Raw genomic sequence first — 17,798 nt, forward strand, 5'->3', positions numbered from 1 at the left:
AGGGGAGGGTTGAAAGAGCATCACCCCGTAATCGCGCGCACGGCGAAGAGGACGGCGAGGACGGCGAAGATCAGCGCGGCGACGACGCGGATCGTCTTCAGCGGCAGGCGCGTGGCGAAAGCATTGCCGAGGAACAGCACCGGCGCATTGGCGAGAAGAAGGCCAAGCGTCGAGCCCGCCACAACGAGCCAGAGATTATGATAGGCCGCGGCAAGCGCGGTGGTGGCGATCTGGGTCTTGTCGCCCATCTCGGCGAGGAAGAACATCGTCAGCGTGGTGAAAAAGACATTGCGGCTGGAACAATCCGGCTTGGCGCCTTCCTTATCCGGCACCAGCGTCCAGCCAGCCATGCCCATCAGGCTCACCGCCACAATGGCGTCGAGCACGCGCGGAGTCAGCCAGCTTGCGAGCAGGATGCCTACCACACCCGCGAAGAGGTGGTTGACGATGGTCGAAGCCACAATTCCGCCCAAAATGACCCAGGGTTTGCGATAACAGCAGACCAGCATCAAAGAGAGTAGCTGGGTGCGATCGCCAACCTCGGCCACGGCCACGGCGGATAAAGAGACAAGAAACGCTTCCATGCGGGCAGAAAGACCAGCGGGAAGGTAAAGATCAAGCCCCCCGGCCTTGCTTTGGCCAAAAGGAAGCGTCAGGACGGGCCCATTATGGAGGCAACCCTCGAAAAGTTGATGATCCGGATCGCGCCGCACAGGGCGGTGCAATGGGGGATTGTGCTTGGCTTTTCGCTGCTCTTTCTCGCCGCGCTGGAGGCGCTTGATATTCCCGCCGGGCTTTTGCTGGGACCGATGATCGCGGGCATCCTTTTTGCCGCAGCGGGCGGCAGCATCCGCGTGCCGGCCCCCCTTTATGGCACGGCGCAAGCCCTGATCGGCGCGATGATCGCAAGCGCGCTGCCCTTTTCCCATCTCGGCAATATCCTCACCAATTGGCCGGTGCTGCTCTTGGGCGTGGGCTCCACCATCATCGCCGCGGCTACTATCGGCTTTGTCCTGGCGCGCGGACGCGTGCTGCCCGGCACCACCGCGATCTGGGGTTCTTCCCCCGGCGCGGCCTCGACCATGGTGGTGATGGCGGAAGTCTTTGGCGCCGATGTGCGCCTCGTCGCCTTCATGCAATATCTGCGTGTGATGTGTGTGGCGGGGCTTGCCTCATTGACGGCCAGCATCACCATGACCACGAGTGGCCATGCGCCGAACCCCATTGATTGGTTTCCCGCATTTGATGGTGTGAGCTTTGTGCTGACTCTGGCAGTGGCCTTCGGCTCCGGCCTTGCCGCGCATCTGTTGAAGATTCCTGCGGGCGGGCTTCTTACCCCGATGGTGGCCTGCATTCTTGCCAGCGAAGCCGGCCTCACCATCGTGCTTCCGCCTTGGCTTCTCGCCATCGCTTACGCGCTGTTCGGCTGGACCATTGGCCTGCGCTTCACACGCGCGGTGTTTCTGCACGCGGCCCGCGCGCTGCCGCGCCTATTGGGGGCGATTTTTCTTTTGATCGCGATCTGCGCCGGCTTCGGTTTCGCGCTTTCGGCGTTCGCCGGGATTGATCCTTTGACCGCTTATCTTGCCACCAGCCCTGGCGGCGCGGATTCGGTTGCCATCATTGCGGCCTCTGCACCCGTAGATGTCGGTTTTGTCATGACCATGCAGATGGCCCGCTTCCTGGTCGTGACGGCGACCGGCCCCGCTCTGGCCAAGCTTTTGGCGGGAAAAGTGACTTCTTAAAGCCAGTCCTACGCAACAAAGCGGCTCTTCCTGGCTGACAGGGCGTTAACATAGCGCCAGTCTTGAATCCGCCCCAAATTTGGGCCACCAAACGCGCATCTTGGGGAGCGGACCGAATGTTTGATGGGTTCTTGCGCGCGGGTAGCGCCTTGGGAGAGTGGATCATCCGCAACAATCGCACACTGTTGAAAATCGCCGTCTGGGCGGTGGGCATCATCACCTTACCGCTGCTTGGGCTTTGGCTGTTGCCGATTGTCTTAGGACTTATCGCGCCGCCGCTCGACAGATCGCAAGATCTTTACGCGCTGAACCGCCCCGTCGCCTTCACCTTCCTCGACGCGAAAGGCGAAGTGATCGGACGCCGTGGCGCCGCGGTGGGCGAACGCCTGACGCTGGAACAGATGCCCGCTTATCTTCCCGCCGCCTTCATCGCGATGGAAGACCGCCGCTTCTATGAGCATCACGCGATCGATCCGCGTGGCATCGTGCGCGCGCTGGTGGCCGATATCCGCGCCCGTCACGCGGTCGCCGGTGGCTCCACCATCACCGAACAGACCGCCAAGATTCTCTACACCAATCAGGAACGCACGCTCTCGCGCCGCTTAAAGACCGAGCTTGATGCGGCGATGCTGGAAAAGTCGCTCTCCAAGAAAGAGATTTTGGAGCTTTACCTCAACCGCATCTATCTCGGCTCTGGCGCTTATGGCGTCGATGGTGCCGCCCATATCTATTTCGGCAAATCGGCACGTGAGCTTTCGCTGGCCGAAGCCGCCATGCTCGCCACGCTAACCCGCGCGCCGTCCGTCTTCTCGCCGCGCCGCGATCTCGCTGCGGCGCAGGAACGCGCCGATGTCGTGCTCTCCACCATGGTGGAAACCGGCGCCATTACCGAGGCGCAAGCGAAAGCCGCGCATGATCACCCCGCCGTGGTGGTGGATCGCGCCACCGCCGAAGCGCGCAACTATTATCTCGATGCGGCGCGCGAAGAAGCTTTGCGGCTGGCGCAAGCCAGCGGCCAGGCGGTCGGCGGCGATCTTACCGTGCGCACGACGCTGGAACCCAAAATCCAGGACATCGCACGGCGCACCGCCCATTCGGTGATCACCGGCAAGCAGGGTCAGAAGGCCAATGCGCATGAAGCCGCGGTGGTGGTGATGAAGCCCGATGGCGCCGTCTCGGCCATGATCGGCGGTGTCGACTACACCGAATCCACCTTTAATCGCGCCATTCAGGCCCATCGCCAGCCTGGTTCCGCCTTCAAGCCTTTCGTCTATCTCGCAGCGTTGGAAGCAGGCGTTTCGCCTTGGGAGACGCGTGAAGATACGCCGATCTCGATCAATGGCTGGACCCCGACCAATTTCGGCGGGCGCTCTTATGGCACCATCATGCTCGCCGATGCCTTGGCCCATTCGGTCAACACCATCGCGGTGCAGCTCTCCCAGGAAGTCGGCATTGATACGGTCGTGGACGCGGCCAAGCGCTGTGGCATCACTTCCAAGCTCACGCCTAACGCCTCGCTGGCGCTGGGTACCGCCGAAGTGACGCCGCTGGAACTGACCAGCGCTTATGCGACCTTCGCTTCGGGCGGGCTGCGCGTGCGTCCCTATATGGTGACGCAGGTGAATGGCCCCGACGGGCGCACGCTGTATAAGCGCAAGGATGTGCCGGGCGAACGCGTGGTGGCGAGCCATGTCAATCGCGACCTCCTCGCCATGATGTTCGGCGTGGTCAGCCACGGCACCGGCTTCTCCGCCAACCTGATGGATCGCGAGGCCGCGGGCAAAACCGGCACCACCCAGGATTATCACGATGCCTGGTTCGTCGGCTTCACCACCGATTATGTGACGGGCGTCTGGGTTGGCAATGATGACTCTTCGCCGATGCGCAATGTCACCGGCGGCACCCTGCCCGCGCAAATCTGGAAAACGGTGATGAAGGTCGCCGAAGCGGGTCTGCCGCCCAAAGGTCTTGACCGTTCGCCGCCGCAGGATGCCGAGAATGGCGAGATGACGCTGGAATCCGGCCCAGGCGGCTTCACCGCCGATGACGAGGCCGCCATCAACCGCACGCCGCAAATCGAGGGCCAGAGCGAAGGCCCGCAGGAGAAGAAGAAATCCACGGGCGGTCTCTTCAACTGGCTGTTCGGCGGCGACGATAAGGAAAAGCAGAATAATCAATCCAGTCGCGACGACTAGAACCGATCAACAAACTCTCAAAAAGGCGCTCTTCGGGGCGCCTTTTATGTTTTGCGTTATCGTTTTGGTGAGACCGAGCCGCTACCCTCGATTGCAAGGTGCCATGGGCACGCCCATCGGACCACGGGGGAGGTTCGAGATGAAATCCTATCTGGTCTACGGGCTTTTCGCGGTGACCATCACAGTCGCAGCAGTCCTGCTGCTGAAAGACCCAGGCACCAAAGGCCGCGAGCTCATCATCTCCAACTCTAGCGATAATCGCATCTCGGTGGTCACCACCTTGGAAGGCGACGAGAATTCGCTCGAAGCCATCTATCACATCTACCTGCGCTCCAACGCCACTGGCGCCAAGCCCGACGAAATCGCCTGGGTCACACGATCCAACCAAGCCTATGCGCGATGGGGGAATGACGACACCGTTGAGCTGGTCGTCGATGGCGGAGAGGTTCATTACACCCGCGCCAGCGACGTGCCCGTTCCGGTACAAGCCGGAGATCGCATCCGCCAGATCGCGATCTTGCTGATATTCACCCGAAGCTGACAGCAAAGCAGATAGGTGCCTCCAAAGTGCACCATTTTGTTTGCGTTGCACTCTTAATTAGCCGCGACAATCCGTCAATTCGCATACCTCTTTTATGGGGCGTACAGTTTCACAATAGATGCACGTAGAATGCATCTTTAAGGGAACGCAAACGCAAAATCCAAGGAAGAGAAAATGTTCTGCTATCAATGCGAACAAACCCAATTCGATGAAGGCCGCCATGGCTGCTTCGGCTCACGCGGGGCTTGCGGCAAGGATGCGGCGACCAGCGATCTGCAGGATGTGCTGATCCATCTCTGCAAAGGCATCGCGCAATATACCGCGAAGGCCCGCGCGCTCGGCGCATCCGATATCGAGATCGATCGCTTTGTCAGCTTCGCCGTCTTCACCACCCTCACCAATGTCAATTTCGATGCGGAGAAATTCGTCGCCTGGATTCACCAAGCCGCGTCGGTGCGTGACCGCGCGAAGGCGATGTATGAAGCTGCTGCCAAAGAAGCTGGAAAGCCGGTGGAAGCCTTGAGCGGCCCCGCCCTTTTCCAGCCTGCCGCCGATCAAGCCGGGCTTCTCGCCCAGGCCCAGGAAACAGGCATTCTCTACGGCATCGAGAAGCTTGGCGAAAACGCGGTGGGCTTGCGTTCGTTGCTGCTCTTCGGGGTGAAAGGTGTTGCCGCCTATGGTCACCATGCGAGCGTGCTGGGTGAAGAGCGCGAGGCGGTGTTCGCGGGCATCGAACGCGCCCTGGTGAGCCTTTCCACAGAGGAGGCCGATCTTGGCCTGCTGCTCGAAGAAGGGCTTGAACTTGGCCGGGTGAATTTCACCGCCATGGAAGCGCTTGATAAAGCCAATACCGCCACCTTTGGCTCGCCCGTGCCGACGGCGGTGCGCGTGACGCCGGTCAAGGGCAAGGCCATCCTTGTTTCCGGCCATGACCTGAAAGACCTTCTGGTGCTGCTCAAAGCCACCGAAGGCACAGGCATCAACGTCTATACCCATGGCGAGATGCTGCCCGCGCATGGCTATCCCGGCCTCAAGAAATTTCCGCATCTCGCGGGCAATTACGGCGGCGCCTGGCAGGATCAGCAGATCGAGTTCGCCGAATTCCCCGGGCCGATCATTCTCACCTCCAATTGCCTGATCAAGCCGACGCCGAAATATAAGGATCGTGTTTATACGCTGGGGCCGGTCGGCTGGCCGGGTGTGAAGCATCTTTCCGGTGAAGACTACAGCGCGATAATCGCACACGCGCAAAACCTGCCCGGCTTTACCGAAGACGGCGCCGATAAAACCATCCTCGTCGGCTTCGGCCGCGAGGCGGTTCTTTCGGTGGCCGACAAGGTGATCGGCGCGGTGAAGGACGGCGCGATCAAGCATTTCTTCCTGGTGGGCGGTTGTGACGGCGCCAAATCCGGCCGCAACTACTTCACCGATTTTGCCGAGAACGCGCCGAAGGATACGGTGGTCTTGACGCTGGGCTGCGGCAAATACCGCTTCAACAAACATGATTTCGGCACCGTGGCGGGGCTGCCGCGTCTCCTCGATGTCGGCCAATGCAACGACGCCTATTCGGCCCTCATCATCGCCACCAAACTCGCCGAGGCTTTCGGCGTGGGCGTCAATGAATTGCCGCTGTCTTTGATCGTCTCCTGGTTCGAACAGAAAGCGGCGGCGATTTTGCTGACGCTGCTTGCGCTCGGCGTGAGGAATATCCGCCTTGGCCCGACGCTGCCGGTCTTCCTCACCCCGGCGCTGGTCAATGTGCTGGTGGAGAAATTCGGCATCGCGCCGATTGGCGATGCCAATGCCGATATCGCGGCCTGCATGGCGCGGGTGGCGTAACTGCCTGTCATCCCGGACGCGCCCTCGGCGATCTCAACATTCGCACTGGGGCGCGATCCGGGACCCATTTCAAAATCTGTGCAACGTCCGGGTGGATCCCGGGTCTCTCAGCCGATGCGGTGCATCGCCTGATCGCCCGGGATGACAACCCTTATTCCTTCGCCGCTTCGATCGCGGCCTGGGCAGCGAGGATGTAGCCCGACGCGCCCGCAACAGTGGCTTCATTCTCGAACCACAAGAACGGCCAATCGACCTTTTGCTCGGGATAATCCGGCTGGATCACGATCACGCCGGGCGTCAAGGCGCCAGGCACAAAGGAGTAATCCGCGCGGTTATGGCCATACATGATGAGCTTGGACGAGGTGCCCACGCCCGTCACCAGCGAGAGATTATGCACTGGATGACGGCCCAAGAGATAATCGATGGCCGCCAGCGAATATTCCTTGCCGATGAGATCGGGGAAGGCCTTGTGCAACAGATACATGGTGTTGCCGAACATGGCGACCTGACCTGACCCGGCCCATGTGCCAAGCCCGACAGGAACATTGAACGGCGTCTTGGCAAGCTCGGCATCGAGCTTGGGCTTATTGGCTTTGACGAGGGTTTCAAGTTCCTGGCGATAAGAGGCATCCATATACGGGATGGCCAACACCACCTCACCCGCGAGGAAGTTGAAATACTTGCCCACCACCGGCATCAAGGATTTCAGCTTGGCGGTATAGAGCGGATCACCCTTGGTGGTGAGGATCAACTCCACCGTGGCCGACACCGCGGCGGCATCAAGCCAATCGGGCATATCATCCCGGCCCGGACGATCCTTGCGGTCGCCAAGGTTTTGCTGATTGGCCCAAAGCTTCTTGGCTGCTTCAAGCGCTTCCGCCGACAAGGCCGGATCGGAGTCTTTCAAAGCGCGCGCCGAGGCCGCCAGCCCCGAAGCCACCATGTAATTGACCGACGGCACATCGGTGGTGAAGGCCCAGCGATCATCCGGCGTGCCGGAGCGGTCGCCCTTGATCTCGCCCACTTTGAGGCTTGGGTCATAAAGCAGGCGATCGGTTTGCGAGCCGGAATCGCCCAGATGGGTGTATTGCTTCAAGACCGGATCGATGATGCCGACAATGGCGTGACCGAAGGTCTTATACTGCGCCAGAAGCTGGAAGGTGCCATGGCGGATTTGCTGGATGGCATCGTCGGTGCCGTCTGGCTTGCGGATTTCGACCGCGCGGGCTTTTTCATCGACCGTGGTCTCATCCCATTTCAGGCCGAAGATTTCGCGCGCACGCACCAGATCGCGCACCACTTCGGCATTTTGCGGCGTCTGGATGTCGTAATCGCCCGCATCCTGCCAGCCGCCGATATTGAGGCCCGGAATATGCTCGCCCGGCTTGAAGGGCGAATCCAGATTGGGGCCCATCTTATAGCCGTCGAAATGGATGGTGTTGGGCGGCGCCTGACGGGCATCATCCATATGCGAAAGGCCGGACCAGACGCGATACTGTTCGCGGATCGACATATGGTCCATCTGCTCGGCGATATAGGTGTCGAGCGAGGCATGCCAGATATTGGCATAGGCATCCGTGGCAATCGGGAAAGGATTGGTGGTCTTGCCCGCATAGGAGATGGCGTAAACGCCCGGCTCCTTCACGCTTGAGAAATCGAAGCTCGCATAGTTATAGCGGGTCCATTTCCCCCAAGGCTTGATCTTGCCTTTCAAGACCGGCGTGAACTTGCCATCAGCGCCGACCTTGACGAGTTCGGCCTCATCCGGCGCTTTGAACAAGGGATCAAGCTCGATCAGCGCGGATTTAGAGCGGCCCGGCGTATAGCCCGCCTGATTGAACGACACCACCGGCTCACGCGTCCAGCCCGGGATCACATTGGGCTTCACATGCCAGACGATGGCGTTCTTGGTAACACCCGCGGGGATCAGCGCGCGCACCACGAACCAGCCGTTCTGGGCGCGGTTGCGCGCATCATAAAGCGCGATGGGCGCAGCGTCGGAGGTGATCGAGACTCGCGTCAACGGATCTTCCGGCGAGAGCGTGATCGAGTGAGCGCCTTTGGCGAGCGGCTCGGGATCACCCGAACCATCTTTCAGCATCGGTCCAGCCGGTGTGCGCGGGAACAGCCCCGGCGCGCCATCCATCACATAGGTCTTGCCGAAATAAGAGGTCGGCAGGAAATCGAGATTGAATCCGGCCTTGCCCTCGAGATCCTTCGGCAGCGGCTTGTCGAGATTGACGACAATGCGAAAGCCGCCCTCTTCGGGGGTGACTTCTGTCGTGTAGCTGAGCCCCTTGGCGGGATAGCCCGACTTCGCCACGACCTGATTAGGGGCCTTGCCCGCTTTGCGCGACACAAAGGTCGGGATCGGGTCCCACTGCTCAGGCGTGGGGTTCAGACGAATCTCGCCGTCCGTCGCGATGCGTTCGCCATGCAGGACGATCTGCAAGGCGGCGTTTTTTTCGTCGAAGAAGATGGGGTGGAATTTGTTGTGATCGATGAAAACGCTAAGACCTTGTTCTTCCAGCGTTTCGTTGGCGCTGCGGACAAGCCCCGCAGCAGCGCAGGACGGCGCCGCCACGAGCAAAGCAATCAGTCCGGCAACGCCGCTTTTGTATGTTTTGTGCGGCATTATTCTCTCCCTGATAACGCTACCGTAGCAGGGGGCCAGGGGACCGCCTAGCGGTGCACGAGGAAGTGATATCTTCCCGTGAAGGGTGTAATTTACCTCTCACCAAAAAGTACATCTGTGCAGTGTTGTTTTGCTTTATTCACACCTCGCGCGCTGTAATGGCTTGATTTCTGGGCCTCAAGGTGGGAGGTGTAGAGCATGGCACAGAAGCTCACCGCGAACCGGCTGGTTGACGGCATCGTCCTGTATTGGAAGGGCGAAGGCTGGATCGAAAATTTTGCTGAGGCCGATCTTTTCGAGGATGAAACGGTGGCCAAAGCCGCTCTCGAGGCGGCCCGCGCCTCGGTGGCGCGCAACGAGGTCGTGAATCCCTATTTCGTCGAGCTGAAGGGCGAGCAACCCTTGAAGGAGCGCGAAATCATCCGCGCCGCGGGCCCCAGTGTGCGCCCCGATCTCGGCAAGCAGGCGGAGGGCTGACCCATGTATCGCTATGACGAGTTCGACGCCAAATTCGTGGCCGAGCGCACCGAGCAATTCCGCTTTCAGGTCGAGCGCCGCTTAAAGGGCGAGCTCACCGAAGACCAGTTCAAGCCCTTCCGCCTGATGAACGGGCTTTATCTGCAACTGCACGCCTATATGCTGCGCGTGGCGGTGCCCTATGGCACGCTTTCGGCGCGGCAGCTCAAGAAGCTCGCCCATATCGCGCGGGTCTATGACAAGGGCTATGGCCATTTCACCACCCGCCAGAACATCCAATATAACTGGCCCAAGCTGAAAGACGTGCCGGACATTCTCGCCGAACTGGCGGAAGTGGAAATGCACGCCATCCAAACCAGCGGCAATTGCATCCGCAATGTCACCGCCGATCATTTCGCGGGCGCTGCCGCCGATGAGATTGAAGACCCGCGCCCCGTGGCGGAGATCATCCGGCAATGGTCGAGCCTGCATCCCGAATTCACCTTCCTGCCGCGCAAGTTCAAGGTCGCGGTGTCGGGCGCCAAACAGGACCGCGCCGCGCTGCAATATCACGACCTTGCAGTGGAGATCGTTGAGAACGAAGAAGGCCGCGCCGGCTATCGCATTCTGGTGGGCGGCGGCATGGGGCGCACGCCGTATCTCGCACTGGTCGTGGGCGAATTCGTCGAGAAGCAGGATCTGCTCGCCTATCTGGAAGCGGTGCTGCGCGTCTATAACGAGAATGGCCGCCGCGATAACATCTATAAGGCCCGCATCAAGATCCTCGCCCATGCGCTTGGCGAAAGCGAAATGCGCGACCGGGTGCTGCGCGAATTCATGGAGATCAAGAAGGCGGGCACTTTGCAGGTGCCCGACGAAGAGCGCGCCCGCATCGAATCCTATTTCGCCCCGCCCGAATTCGAGGCGCTGGACGATATTGCGCTGCCGACAGACGGCGCCTTGGGTGCCTTCGTGAAGAACAACGTCGCGCAGCATAAAGCCAAGGGCTATGCGATTGTCACGATTTCCTTGAAGCCCATCGGAGGCGTGCCGGGCGATATCTCCCATGAACAGCTCGATGGCGTGGCCCAGCTGATGGAAGATTTCGGCTATGACGAAATCCGCGCCAGTCACGAGCAGAATTTGGTTCTGCCGCATGTGAAGCAGAAGGATATCCCTTCGGTGTTCGCGCGACTGGAACAGCTTGGGCTGGCGACGCCCAATGCCGGGCTGATCAGCGACATCATCTGCTGCCCTGGGCTTGATTACTGCGACCTTGCCAATGCGCGGTCCATTCCGATTGCGCAGGAAATCGCCAAGCGCTTCGGCGATCAAAAGCGCCAGGAAGAGATTGGCGAACTCAAGATCAAGATGAGCGGCTGCATCAATGCCTGCGGCCATCACCATGCCGGTCATATCGGCATCTTGGGCGTCGATAAGAAGGGCGTGGAATATTACCAGCTGCTGCTCGGCGGTTCGGGCGCTGAAGATGCCTCCATCGGCACCATTCTGGGCCCCGGCTTCGGCGAGCATGAAATCGTGGATGCCGTGGAACGCGTAGTGAATCTGTATCTGAAACTACGCAAAGACGGCGAGCGTTTCCTCGACACCACGCGCCGCGTCGGCATCGAACCGTTCAAGCAGATCGCCTATCAGGAGCAGCTCCATGCCGCTTATTAAAGATGGCGCGCTTGCCGAAGACCACTTTGCTTTCGTGGCCGATGATGCGGCGCTGCCCGATGGGCCGGTGGTGGTCTCGTTAAAACGCTTAAGGGCTGACCGCGACGCCCTCTTCGCGCGCAATCAGAAGCTGGGCGTGAAGCTGACCAGCGAAGAATCCCCTGAAGGCATCGGCTCCGATCTCGACCGTCTCTCGCTGGTGGTGCTGGAATTTCCCAAATTCCGCGACGGGCGACCCTTCTCCTGGGCGCGCATCCTGCGCACAAGGCTGAAGTTTGCAGGCGAAATCCGCGCCGTGGGCGATTACCTCTATGATCAGGTCGCCTATCTTTCCCGCGTCGGCGTCAACGCCTTTGAGCTGCCGCCCTCCATCACGCCGGAACTTTTTGCGCGCGCCTTGACCGAGATGACCAACGTCTATCAGCCCGCGGCGGACGGCAAGAAAACCATCCGGGATTTGCGGGCGGGCTGATCCTGATGAACGCGCCCGCCAGCCACTTCCGTCGCTGGTACATATCGTTACACGATGAAACCTTATTCAGCGAACGGATAGACGGAGCGCAAGGTTCATGGCGTTGAATTCTCGATAACGAACGGGAGTTCCCCATGAAGTTCACCATTCCGGCGCTTGCCGCGACGCTGCTTCTGTCCTCCGCCGCTTTCGCGCAGGATGCCGCCCCGCCCAAGGGCCCCGATTTCGCCGCCCGCCACACCGAAATGTGCCAGGGCCATTACGCCCATGCCGTCGGCAAGCTTGCCGAGCTGGAAGTGCGCTTGAAGCTAACCTCGATGCAGAAGCCCCTCTTCGAACGCTGGAAGAATGTGAAGCTCGCCAACGCGAAAGCCAATTCGGCCAAATGCGCGGATATGAAAATGCCCGTGCCGGGCGAACGCCCCAGCCTGCTTGAGATGCGCCAGCGCCACATCGCCATGCTGGAATCGCGCCTTGCCGATATGAAGGCCGAAACGCCCTCGCTGGAAGCCTTTGTGAAATCGCTGGATGAGGCGCAGGTGAAGATTCTGACGCGCGAAGCCCATGAAGCGCGCGGCCGCTTCTTCGAACATCGTGGGCCGATGGGTCATGGCCCGATGGGCCAAGGTCCTATGGGCATGATGAATGGCCCGCATCATCCGCAACACGCCATGCTCGACGGCGGAATGCCGATGGGTGCTGACGACTAAACCTTGAATCTGGTTGCTACCCTGTCTGCCAAAGCCCCCTCTCGGGCAGACAGGCGGGGACCCGGGAAAAGCCCAAAGCGGTTCCCCCCCCACCGCGAAATCCCCGGGTCCCCATTCTATTATCGCAAAACACAGCGCATACTGTTTGCGACGTGGAGCAAACAAATGTCCGAGATCGTGCGCGCGGGGGCCTTCGCCATTGTGCCGAGCAATAATTTGCCAGCTTCCATTCCTTTCTGGGAACGCCTCGGCTTTGCGCGGACCGGCGGAGAGGCAAGTTATGTGATCATGACGGGCTGGGAGTGCGAGGTGCATCTGACGCAGGCGGGCAGCGGCCCGTGGCGTGTGCCCGAGGAGCACAATCCTTTTGGGGTTTATATCCGCACGCCGCATGTCGCGGCCATCGCGGCACGAGTCGACGACCTTGTCATCCGCCCTGGCGGCGTTCTGCGCCATCGCGAATGGGGGCTTTACGAAGTCGGCATCGCCGGGCCGGATGGCCTCCTGGTCCGCATCGGCTGGCCGTCGCACCTCATCAACCCCGCTTAGCTTAACCCGGCCCCGTATTGCCAAGGCCGCCCGATCACCATGTGGCGCTGGATAAAAATATCCAGGCATCTAGAGCTATTATCCATGGCTCAGCGCCGGTCTTGGCCATAACTTCCCCGCCGGACACAAGCCGACATTCCAGAACGGCGACCGGGGAAACGATGACGAAGATTTCCAAGAGAACCTTATTCAAGGCGGCGGGCACGCTGGGACTTGCCGCGGCGCTGCCCGCGGCTTCACGCGCGGAAGAAGCGTCCGGCATCGCTGGCGGGCCGTTCCGCCCGAACTGGGAATCATTGGTCTCCGGCTATCAGACGCCTGAATGGTTCCGCGATGCCAAATTCGGTCTGTGGGCACATTGGGGCCCTCAATGCGTGCCGGAAGCAGGCGATTGGTATGCCCGCCAGATGTATGTGCAAGGCAACGGCCAATACGATCAGCATGTCGCGAAATTCGGCCATCCCGCCGATACAGGCTTCATGGATGTCATCGGCAAATGGAAAGCGGAGAAATTCGATCCGGACGCGCTGCTCAACCTCTATAAGCGCGCGGGCGCGAAGTATTTCGTCGCGCTGGCCAATCACCACGACAATTTCGACACCTTTAATTCCAAACACCATGCGTGGAACGCCACGCGCATCGGCCCCAAGCGCGACCTGATCGGCGCCTTTGCCAAAGCGGCACGCGCCCGCGGGCTCAAATTCGGCGTCTCCAACCATTCGGCTCATGCCTGGCATTGGTTCCAGACCGCGTATGGCTATGACCTTGAGGGCCCGCGCAAAGCCGAGCGTTATGACGCCTTCAAGCTCACCAAAGAGATGGGCAAAGGTAAATGGTGGGAGGGGCTGGACCCGCAGGAGCTTTATGCGGGACGTGTCATGGCGATGCCGGACGGCATCCCCTCGATCGCGGAAGCCAATAAATGGCATGAGATGAACGACCGGGTGTGGGACGAATATCCACCCATCGCCAATCCCGAATTCGTGCGCCGCTGGTTCCTGCGCTGCAAGGATCTGATCGACAGCTATCAACCCGATCTTCTCTATTTCGACAATTTCGATCTGCCGCTCGGCCAAGCCGGGCTCGATATCGCCGCCCATTACTACAACGCTTCCATCGCTTGGCATGGCAAGCTCGAGGCGGTGCTGAATTTCAAAGCCGTTGTGCCGCAACATCGCGGCGCGGCGGTGGAAGATGTCGAGCGCGGCTTCCGCGCCGATATCGAACCCAAACCCTGGCAAACCGACACCTGCATCGGCGACTGGCATTACAGCCGTCCGCTTTATGAAAAGAATGGCTATAAATCGGCGGCTTCGGTGATCCACCGCTTATGCGATGTGGTGTCGAAAAACGGCAATCTGCTGCTCAGCGTGCCGGTGCGCGGCGATGGCTCCATCGATGAAAAGGAAACAGCCATCGTGGAAGGTGTCGCGGGCTGGATGGCGCGCTTCTCCGAGGCGATTCATGGCACGCGGCCTTGGATCAAGGCGGGCGAAGGTCCGACCCAAGTGGCGTCCGGCCAATTCGGCGAAGCCAAGGAAGACCCGTTCAGCGCCGAAGACATCCGCTTCACCACCAAGGCTGGCGCGCTTTACGCCATCACCCTGGGCAAGCCGCAAACCGAGACGATCACCGTGAAAAGCTTAGCCTCAGCCAAAATCGAGCGTGTGGAAGTGGTTGGCGCCAAAGCACCGCTCGCATTTCGGCAAGACACGCAAGGGCTGCACATCACCCTGCCCGCGCGCGCCAGCCACGATTATGGCCTCGCCTTCAAGATCAGAGGCAAGGGGCTGGTTTAGGAGAATGCCATTTCACCTCCCCGAACACGGGGAGGTCGGAAGGCGCGGAACGACGGGCTGGCACCCGGAAAAGCCCAAAGCGCGCCCCCCTGCCGCCAAATCCCCAAGTCCCCAATTTCTTCATCAGCCTCTCACGAGCGGTCGAAGGCAACGTGCGACGCGGCAGGCCTTTCAGCCGAGTGTGATATCTGCATTTATGCGGAACTAATCGGGGGCGTTCATGGCCGGCAAAAGCTTTCGCGAAGACCACAGATTCAGGCTGGCCGGTTTGATCATCATTGCGGGGTGGCTTGGAACAGAGGCCATCCGCGAGCTTTGGCCTTATCTGCATTTATCAGATAGCTTGGCTATGGCTATCATACTGCTGCATGCCGCCTTTCGCCTCGCATTTTTTGTCTGGATGGCGATATTTACGTGGCGATGGTGGCGCGGCGCCTATCGGGCGGAGTTCGAAGAGCAACGCGCCCAAGGCAAACTCCCGAATGCAAAGTTTTCGCTTCTGTTTTGGATTGGCGTCGCCGTCGTTCTCGTTTTCGTGTTCAATGTGATCCCCGAGTATGTGAAAGACAGCCATGTCGCAGGCCTAATCACGACCGTCGGGCCGCTTCTGCTTTTGATCGCAATTTGGATCGGGGCATTCCTCTGGATGCGGCGGGGCGGGAAGAGAGATTCCAAATGAACCTTTCACTCGCTGAGCTTTCCAAACAGCCGAAGCACGCAATCGCGTTCGGCGCTCTTCAGCTACTCGCGGCGAGTAGCTTGGTTTGCGCCCAGCCATGGCTTCGGGACGGCTATCCGCACAGGCTCGTGAACGCGCTAGACCTAGCAAGCACCATCCTGGTACTTTCGGGCCCTCTGTATGTTCTTGCCGGAATACAATCATGGCGTAAGGCCCAGGCCGACACGTTCGACACCGCGCGTGAAACCGGGAAGGCGGGAATATTTTGCATTGTCGCCGGAGCGCTTCTTTTCGCTCTTGGGATGCTCGCGAACCAGAGCGACGTCCCCCGCTGGATCGAGGATGTGCTGGCACGGCTGAGCATGGGGGTATTCTTTATCGGTGCCCTCTATGCCGCCTCTGGCTTCCGGCCCGGCCAGAAATAGGAAGTAGCGCCCTTCTCCCCTCGGCGCCCTATGCTCCCGGCGCGGGGACCTGCGACCGGGCCAATGCCCTCCCCCGCACACACCTCTTGACCCCACCCCCCCTCTGCCCCATGTAACGGGCGAAATTTTATTTGGGGCCGCCATGAACGCGCACCCTCTTTCCGCCCAGACGCTCCCAGCTATGGAGCGGTTTTCCTCGGTTGAAGAGGTGATCACGGCCATGAAGCCGGGTGATCCCGTTTATGTGCTGGAACCGGCCAAGTTCCGCGCCTCGGCGGAGCGCTTCCTGAAGCATTTCCCCGGCACGCCGATGTATGCGGTGAAAGCCAACCCGACCACGCGCGCCATGGACCTCATCTGGCAGTCGGGCATCCGTCATTTCGACACCGCCTCCTTTGGCGAGGTGAAGATGGTGAAAGAGCGCTTCCCGGAAGCCGTGTGTCACTTCATGGCGCCCGTGCGCCTGCCCGGCCATGCCAAGGCGGCTTTCGAGCAATATGGTGTCACCGATTATGTGGTGGACTGCGAATTCGAGCTGGAAAAGCTGCTTTCGGAGATCGAAGACCACTCCCGCTTGCGCATCTTCGTGCGGCTGGCGGCGGCCCTTGGCGGGGCGCTTTTGGAACTCTCCTCCAAATTCGGCACCAACCCGGATGAAGGCGCGCGGCTGTTGAACCGCGTTGTCGCGGCGGGCGCCCAGCCGGCCGCGACCTTCCATGTCGGCAGCCAGTGCCTTTCGCCCTTCTCTTATGCCCAAGCGGTAGAGATCGTCCGGCGCACCATCGACAAGGCCGGGGTGAAGATCACCGCCCTCGACATCGGCGGCGGCTTCCCCGCCCCGCTGCTCAACAATGACGTGCCGCCCTTCATCTGGTATTTCGATACCATCCGCGAAGCCATCGAAACGCTAGATATTCCGGATCTGCAACTTTTGTGCGAGCCTGGCCGCGCCCTCGTGACCGAAGGGCTGTCGGTGGTGACCCAAGTGGTGCTGCGCAAAGGCGACCGGCTTTACCTGAACGACGGCACCTATGGCAGCTTCGACGAGCTGACCCTGCCGGGCTTCAATGCCGATTACCCGAGCCGCGCCTTCCGGCTTTCCGCCACCGGCGAGGCCCAGCCGCTGACCACGCAGACGACGCCCTTCCGCGTCTATGGCCCAACCTGTGACACGCTCGATGTGCTGCCGCGCCCGCAAATGCTGCCCGAGGACATCAAAGCCGGGGACTTCATCGTCTTCGACAATATGGGTGCCTATACGGTGGCCGTGCGGACCAACTTCAACGGCTTCTACAACGACACCTGGGTCCAGGTTGGCGCCTAAGAAACAGCCCGTTTTAACCTTGGCCTCAAAAAGACGCAGTTAACACCAACAAAACCTTAACGCTCGCTGCTATAGTCTTCCTGGGTGGGAGGCTTGGATGGTTACGGCGCGGGCGCGGTTGAACCAATTGTTGGCGATGGCGGCAGAGCGCAAATGGGCGCCGCTGGCGCGCGATCTGGCTGAACTCGTCCTCTCCTGGCCCGCCGATTGCCCCGTCCAGATGCGCGGCCCCATGCTGGCGCTGTTCGAGACCGCCCTGCGCGAAGCCGATGCGGCCATCCTTGGCGAGATCGCCCCCCGCTTTGCCGGACGCAGTGACGTGCCGCTGAAGGTGCTGAATCTTCTCTATCTCTCTGCGCCCGCGCCGCTGCGCCGGGAAATCCTGCTGCGCAACGGGCTGGAAAACGAAGAGATGGCGGCGGTCCACCCCGCCGATAGCCTGCTCATCCTCTCAGCGGCCAGAAATGGGGCGCGCGATTTCGCCTCCGCCTTCGCGGTGGGAACCGGCCTTACGCGCCGCATGGCCGAAGCAGTGTTGGCCGATAGGAGCGGCGAGGCCCTCGCCGTGGTCTGCCGTAGCACCGGGCTTGACCGCGCCACCTTCTCGGCGCTGGTGCTCTTGAAGGCCCCGCGGGGCACACAGCTTTCGGCCTATGACACGGTCACACCCAAGGCGGCGGCGCATCTGATGCAGGAATGGCAGAAATTCGCGCCCCTGAAACCGCACGCCCACGCGGCGGAATAGAAGC

16 protein-coding genes are annotated in these 17,798 nt (G+C 60.6%); 14 read left to right on the top strand and 2 right to left on the bottom strand.

Going from position 1 to position 17,798, the window contains the following annotated elements:
• Positions 1–20 precede the first annotated feature (20 nt).
• The gene (locus FHS83_RS04880; RefSeq protein ID WP_167081462.1) at positions 21–584 is read right to left on the bottom strand and encodes a TMEM165/GDT1 family protein; all 564 of its coding nucleotides are present in this window, start codon (positions 582–584) and stop codon (positions 21–23) included.
• Positions 585–668: 84 nt separating this feature from the next.
• Here FHS83_RS04880 and FHS83_RS04885 point away from each other — a divergent pair, with 84 nt between their 5' ends.
• The 4 genes from FHS83_RS04885 (at position 669) to hcp (ending at position 6,320) form a co-directional block, all read left to right on the top strand.
• Positions 669–1,745: an AbrB family transcriptional regulator gene (locus FHS83_RS04885; RefSeq protein ID WP_167081464.1), complete on the top strand. Its 1,077-nt coding sequence runs from the start codon at positions 669–671 to the stop codon at positions 1,743–1,745.
• A 116-nt stretch (positions 1,746–1,861) separates the two neighbouring features.
• Complete coding sequence (locus FHS83_RS04890) at positions 1,862–3,940, top strand: transglycosylase domain-containing protein (RefSeq protein WP_167081466.1); 2,079 nt, start codon at positions 1,862–1,864, stop codon at positions 3,938–3,940.
• 139 nt (positions 3,941–4,079) lie between these two features.
• Positions 4,080–4,481 (top strand): hypothetical protein, encoded by a 402-nt coding sequence (locus FHS83_RS04895; RefSeq protein WP_167081468.1) that lies wholly within the window; start codon positions 4,080–4,082, stop codon positions 4,479–4,481.
• A 174-nt stretch (positions 4,482–4,655) separates the two neighbouring features.
• Positions 4,656–6,320, top strand: a complete 1,665-nt coding sequence (hcp, locus tag FHS83_RS04900; protein ID WP_167081470.1) for a hydroxylamine reductase — start codon at positions 4,656–4,658, stop codon at positions 6,318–6,320.
• Between the two features lie 151 nt (positions 6,321–6,471).
• Here the strand turns inward: hcp and FHS83_RS04905 are convergent, their stop codons facing one another.
• Positions 6,472–8,955 (bottom strand): glycoside hydrolase family 9 protein, encoded by a 2,484-nt coding sequence (locus tag FHS83_RS04905; protein WP_167081472.1) that lies wholly within the window; start codon positions 8,953–8,955, stop codon positions 6,472–6,474.
• A gap of 198 nt (positions 8,956–9,153) precedes the next feature.
• On the opposite strand from FHS83_RS04905, the gene FHS83_RS04910 reads away from it, so the two are divergent.
• The 10 genes from FHS83_RS04910 (at position 9,154) to FHS83_RS04955 (ending at position 17,794) form a co-directional block, all read left to right on the top strand.
• Positions 9,154–9,432, top strand: a complete 279-nt coding sequence (locus FHS83_RS04910; protein ID WP_167081474.1) for a DUF2849 domain-containing protein — start codon at positions 9,154–9,156, stop codon at positions 9,430–9,432.
• A gap of 3 nt (positions 9,433–9,435) precedes the next feature.
• A complete protein-coding gene (locus FHS83_RS04915) occupies positions 9,436–11,091 on the top strand; it encodes a nitrite/sulfite reductase (RefSeq protein WP_167081476.1) in 1,656 nt (551 codons plus the stop codon).
• On the top strand, positions 11,078–11,563 hold the full coding sequence (locus FHS83_RS04920) for a DUF934 domain-containing protein (protein ID WP_167081478.1): 486 nt from the start codon (positions 11,078–11,080) through the stop codon (positions 11,561–11,563). The genes FHS83_RS04915 and FHS83_RS04920 overlap by 14 nt, the downstream gene beginning before the upstream one ends.
• Before the next feature lie 134 nt (positions 11,564–11,697).
• Positions 11,698–12,273 carry a Spy/CpxP family protein refolding chaperone gene (locus tag FHS83_RS04925; RefSeq protein WP_167081480.1) on the top strand — a complete coding sequence of 192 codons (576 nt, stop codon included), beginning with the start codon at positions 11,698–11,700 and terminating at the stop codon, positions 12,271–12,273.
• A gap of 165 nt (positions 12,274–12,438) precedes the next feature.
• The gene (locus FHS83_RS04930; protein ID WP_167081482.1) at positions 12,439–12,822 is read left to right on the top strand and encodes a VOC family protein; all 384 of its coding nucleotides are present in this window, start codon (positions 12,439–12,441) and stop codon (positions 12,820–12,822) included.
• Positions 12,823–12,983: 161 nt separating this feature from the next.
• Positions 12,984–14,621 carry an alpha-L-fucosidase gene (locus FHS83_RS04935; RefSeq protein WP_167081484.1) on the top strand — a complete coding sequence of 546 codons (1,638 nt, stop codon included), beginning with the start codon at positions 12,984–12,986 and terminating at the stop codon, positions 14,619–14,621.
• A 220-nt stretch (positions 14,622–14,841) separates the two neighbouring features.
• Positions 14,842–15,300: a hypothetical protein gene (locus FHS83_RS04940; protein WP_167081486.1), complete on the top strand. Its 459-nt coding sequence runs from the start codon at positions 14,842–14,844 to the stop codon at positions 15,298–15,300.
• Positions 15,297–15,725: a hypothetical protein gene (locus tag FHS83_RS04945; protein ID WP_167081488.1), complete on the top strand. Its 429-nt coding sequence runs from the start codon at positions 15,297–15,299 to the stop codon at positions 15,723–15,725. Before FHS83_RS04940 ends, FHS83_RS04945 begins: the two co-directional genes overlap by 4 nt.
• A gap of 142 nt (positions 15,726–15,867) precedes the next feature.
• A complete protein-coding gene (locus FHS83_RS04950; protein ID WP_167081490.1) occupies positions 15,868–17,049 on the top strand; it encodes a type III PLP-dependent enzyme domain-containing protein in 1,182 nt (393 codons plus the stop codon).
• A 97-nt stretch (positions 17,050–17,146) separates the two neighbouring features.
• Entirely contained in the window at positions 17,147–17,794 is a 648-nt protein-coding gene (locus FHS83_RS04955) for a DUF2336 domain-containing protein (protein WP_167081492.1), read from the top strand.
• Positions 17,795–17,798: the final 4 nt, after the last annotated feature.

Source organism: Rhizomicrobium palustre, from assembly GCF_011761565.1.
Taxonomy (GTDB): Bacteria; Pseudomonadota; Alphaproteobacteria; order Micropepsales; family Micropepsaceae; genus Rhizomicrobium; species Rhizomicrobium palustre.

What these genes read in the sequence shown, in the direction of transcription:
- FHS83_RS04925 (WP_167081480.1), top strand. Translation starts at nt 11,698, where the DNA reads ATGAAGTTCACCATTCCGGCGCTTGCCGCGACGCTGCTTCTGTCCTCC.
- FHS83_RS04880 (WP_167081462.1), bottom strand. Translation starts at nt 584, where the DNA reads ATGGAAGCGTTTCTTGTCTCTTTATCCGCCGTGGCCGTGGCCGAGGTT.
- FHS83_RS04885 (WP_167081464.1), top strand. Translation starts at nt 669, where the DNA reads ATGGAGGCAACCCTCGAAAAGTTGATGATCCGGATCGCGCCGCACAGG.
- FHS83_RS04915 (WP_167081476.1), top strand. Translation starts at nt 9,436, where the DNA reads ATGTATCGCTATGACGAGTTCGACGCCAAATTCGTGGCCGAGCGCACC.
- FHS83_RS04955 (WP_167081492.1), top strand. Translation starts at nt 17,147, where the DNA reads ATGGTTACGGCGCGGGCGCGGTTGAACCAATTGTTGGCGATGGCGGCA.
- FHS83_RS04895 (WP_167081468.1), top strand. Translation starts at nt 4,080, where the DNA reads ATGAAATCCTATCTGGTCTACGGGCTTTTCGCGGTGACCATCACAGTC.
- FHS83_RS04940 (WP_167081486.1), top strand. Translation starts at nt 14,842, where the DNA reads ATGGCCGGCAAAAGCTTTCGCGAAGACCACAGATTCAGGCTGGCCGGT.
- FHS83_RS04910 (WP_167081474.1), top strand. Translation starts at nt 9,154, where the DNA reads ATGGCACAGAAGCTCACCGCGAACCGGCTGGTTGACGGCATCGTCCTG.
- hcp (WP_167081470.1), top strand. Translation starts at nt 4,656, where the DNA reads ATGTTCTGCTATCAATGCGAACAAACCCAATTCGATGAAGGCCGCCAT.
- FHS83_RS04890 (WP_167081466.1), top strand. Translation starts at nt 1,862, where the DNA reads ATGTTTGATGGGTTCTTGCGCGCGGGTAGCGCCTTGGGAGAGTGGATC.
- FHS83_RS04935 (WP_167081484.1), top strand. Translation starts at nt 12,984, where the DNA reads ATGACGAAGATTTCCAAGAGAACCTTATTCAAGGCGGCGGGCACGCTG.
- FHS83_RS04950 (WP_167081490.1), top strand. Translation starts at nt 15,868, where the DNA reads ATGAACGCGCACCCTCTTTCCGCCCAGACGCTCCCAGCTATGGAGCGG.
- FHS83_RS04905 (WP_167081472.1), bottom strand. Translation starts at nt 8,955, where the DNA reads ATGCCGCACAAAACATACAAAAGCGGCGTTGCCGGACTGATTGCTTTG.
- FHS83_RS04945 (WP_167081488.1), top strand. Translation starts at nt 15,297, where the DNA reads ATGAACCTTTCACTCGCTGAGCTTTCCAAACAGCCGAAGCACGCAATC.
- FHS83_RS04920 (WP_167081478.1), top strand. Translation starts at nt 11,078, where the DNA reads ATGCCGCTTATTAAAGATGGCGCGCTTGCCGAAGACCACTTTGCTTTC.
- FHS83_RS04930 (WP_167081482.1), top strand. Translation starts at nt 12,439, where the DNA reads ATGTCCGAGATCGTGCGCGCGGGGGCCTTCGCCATTGTGCCGAGCAAT.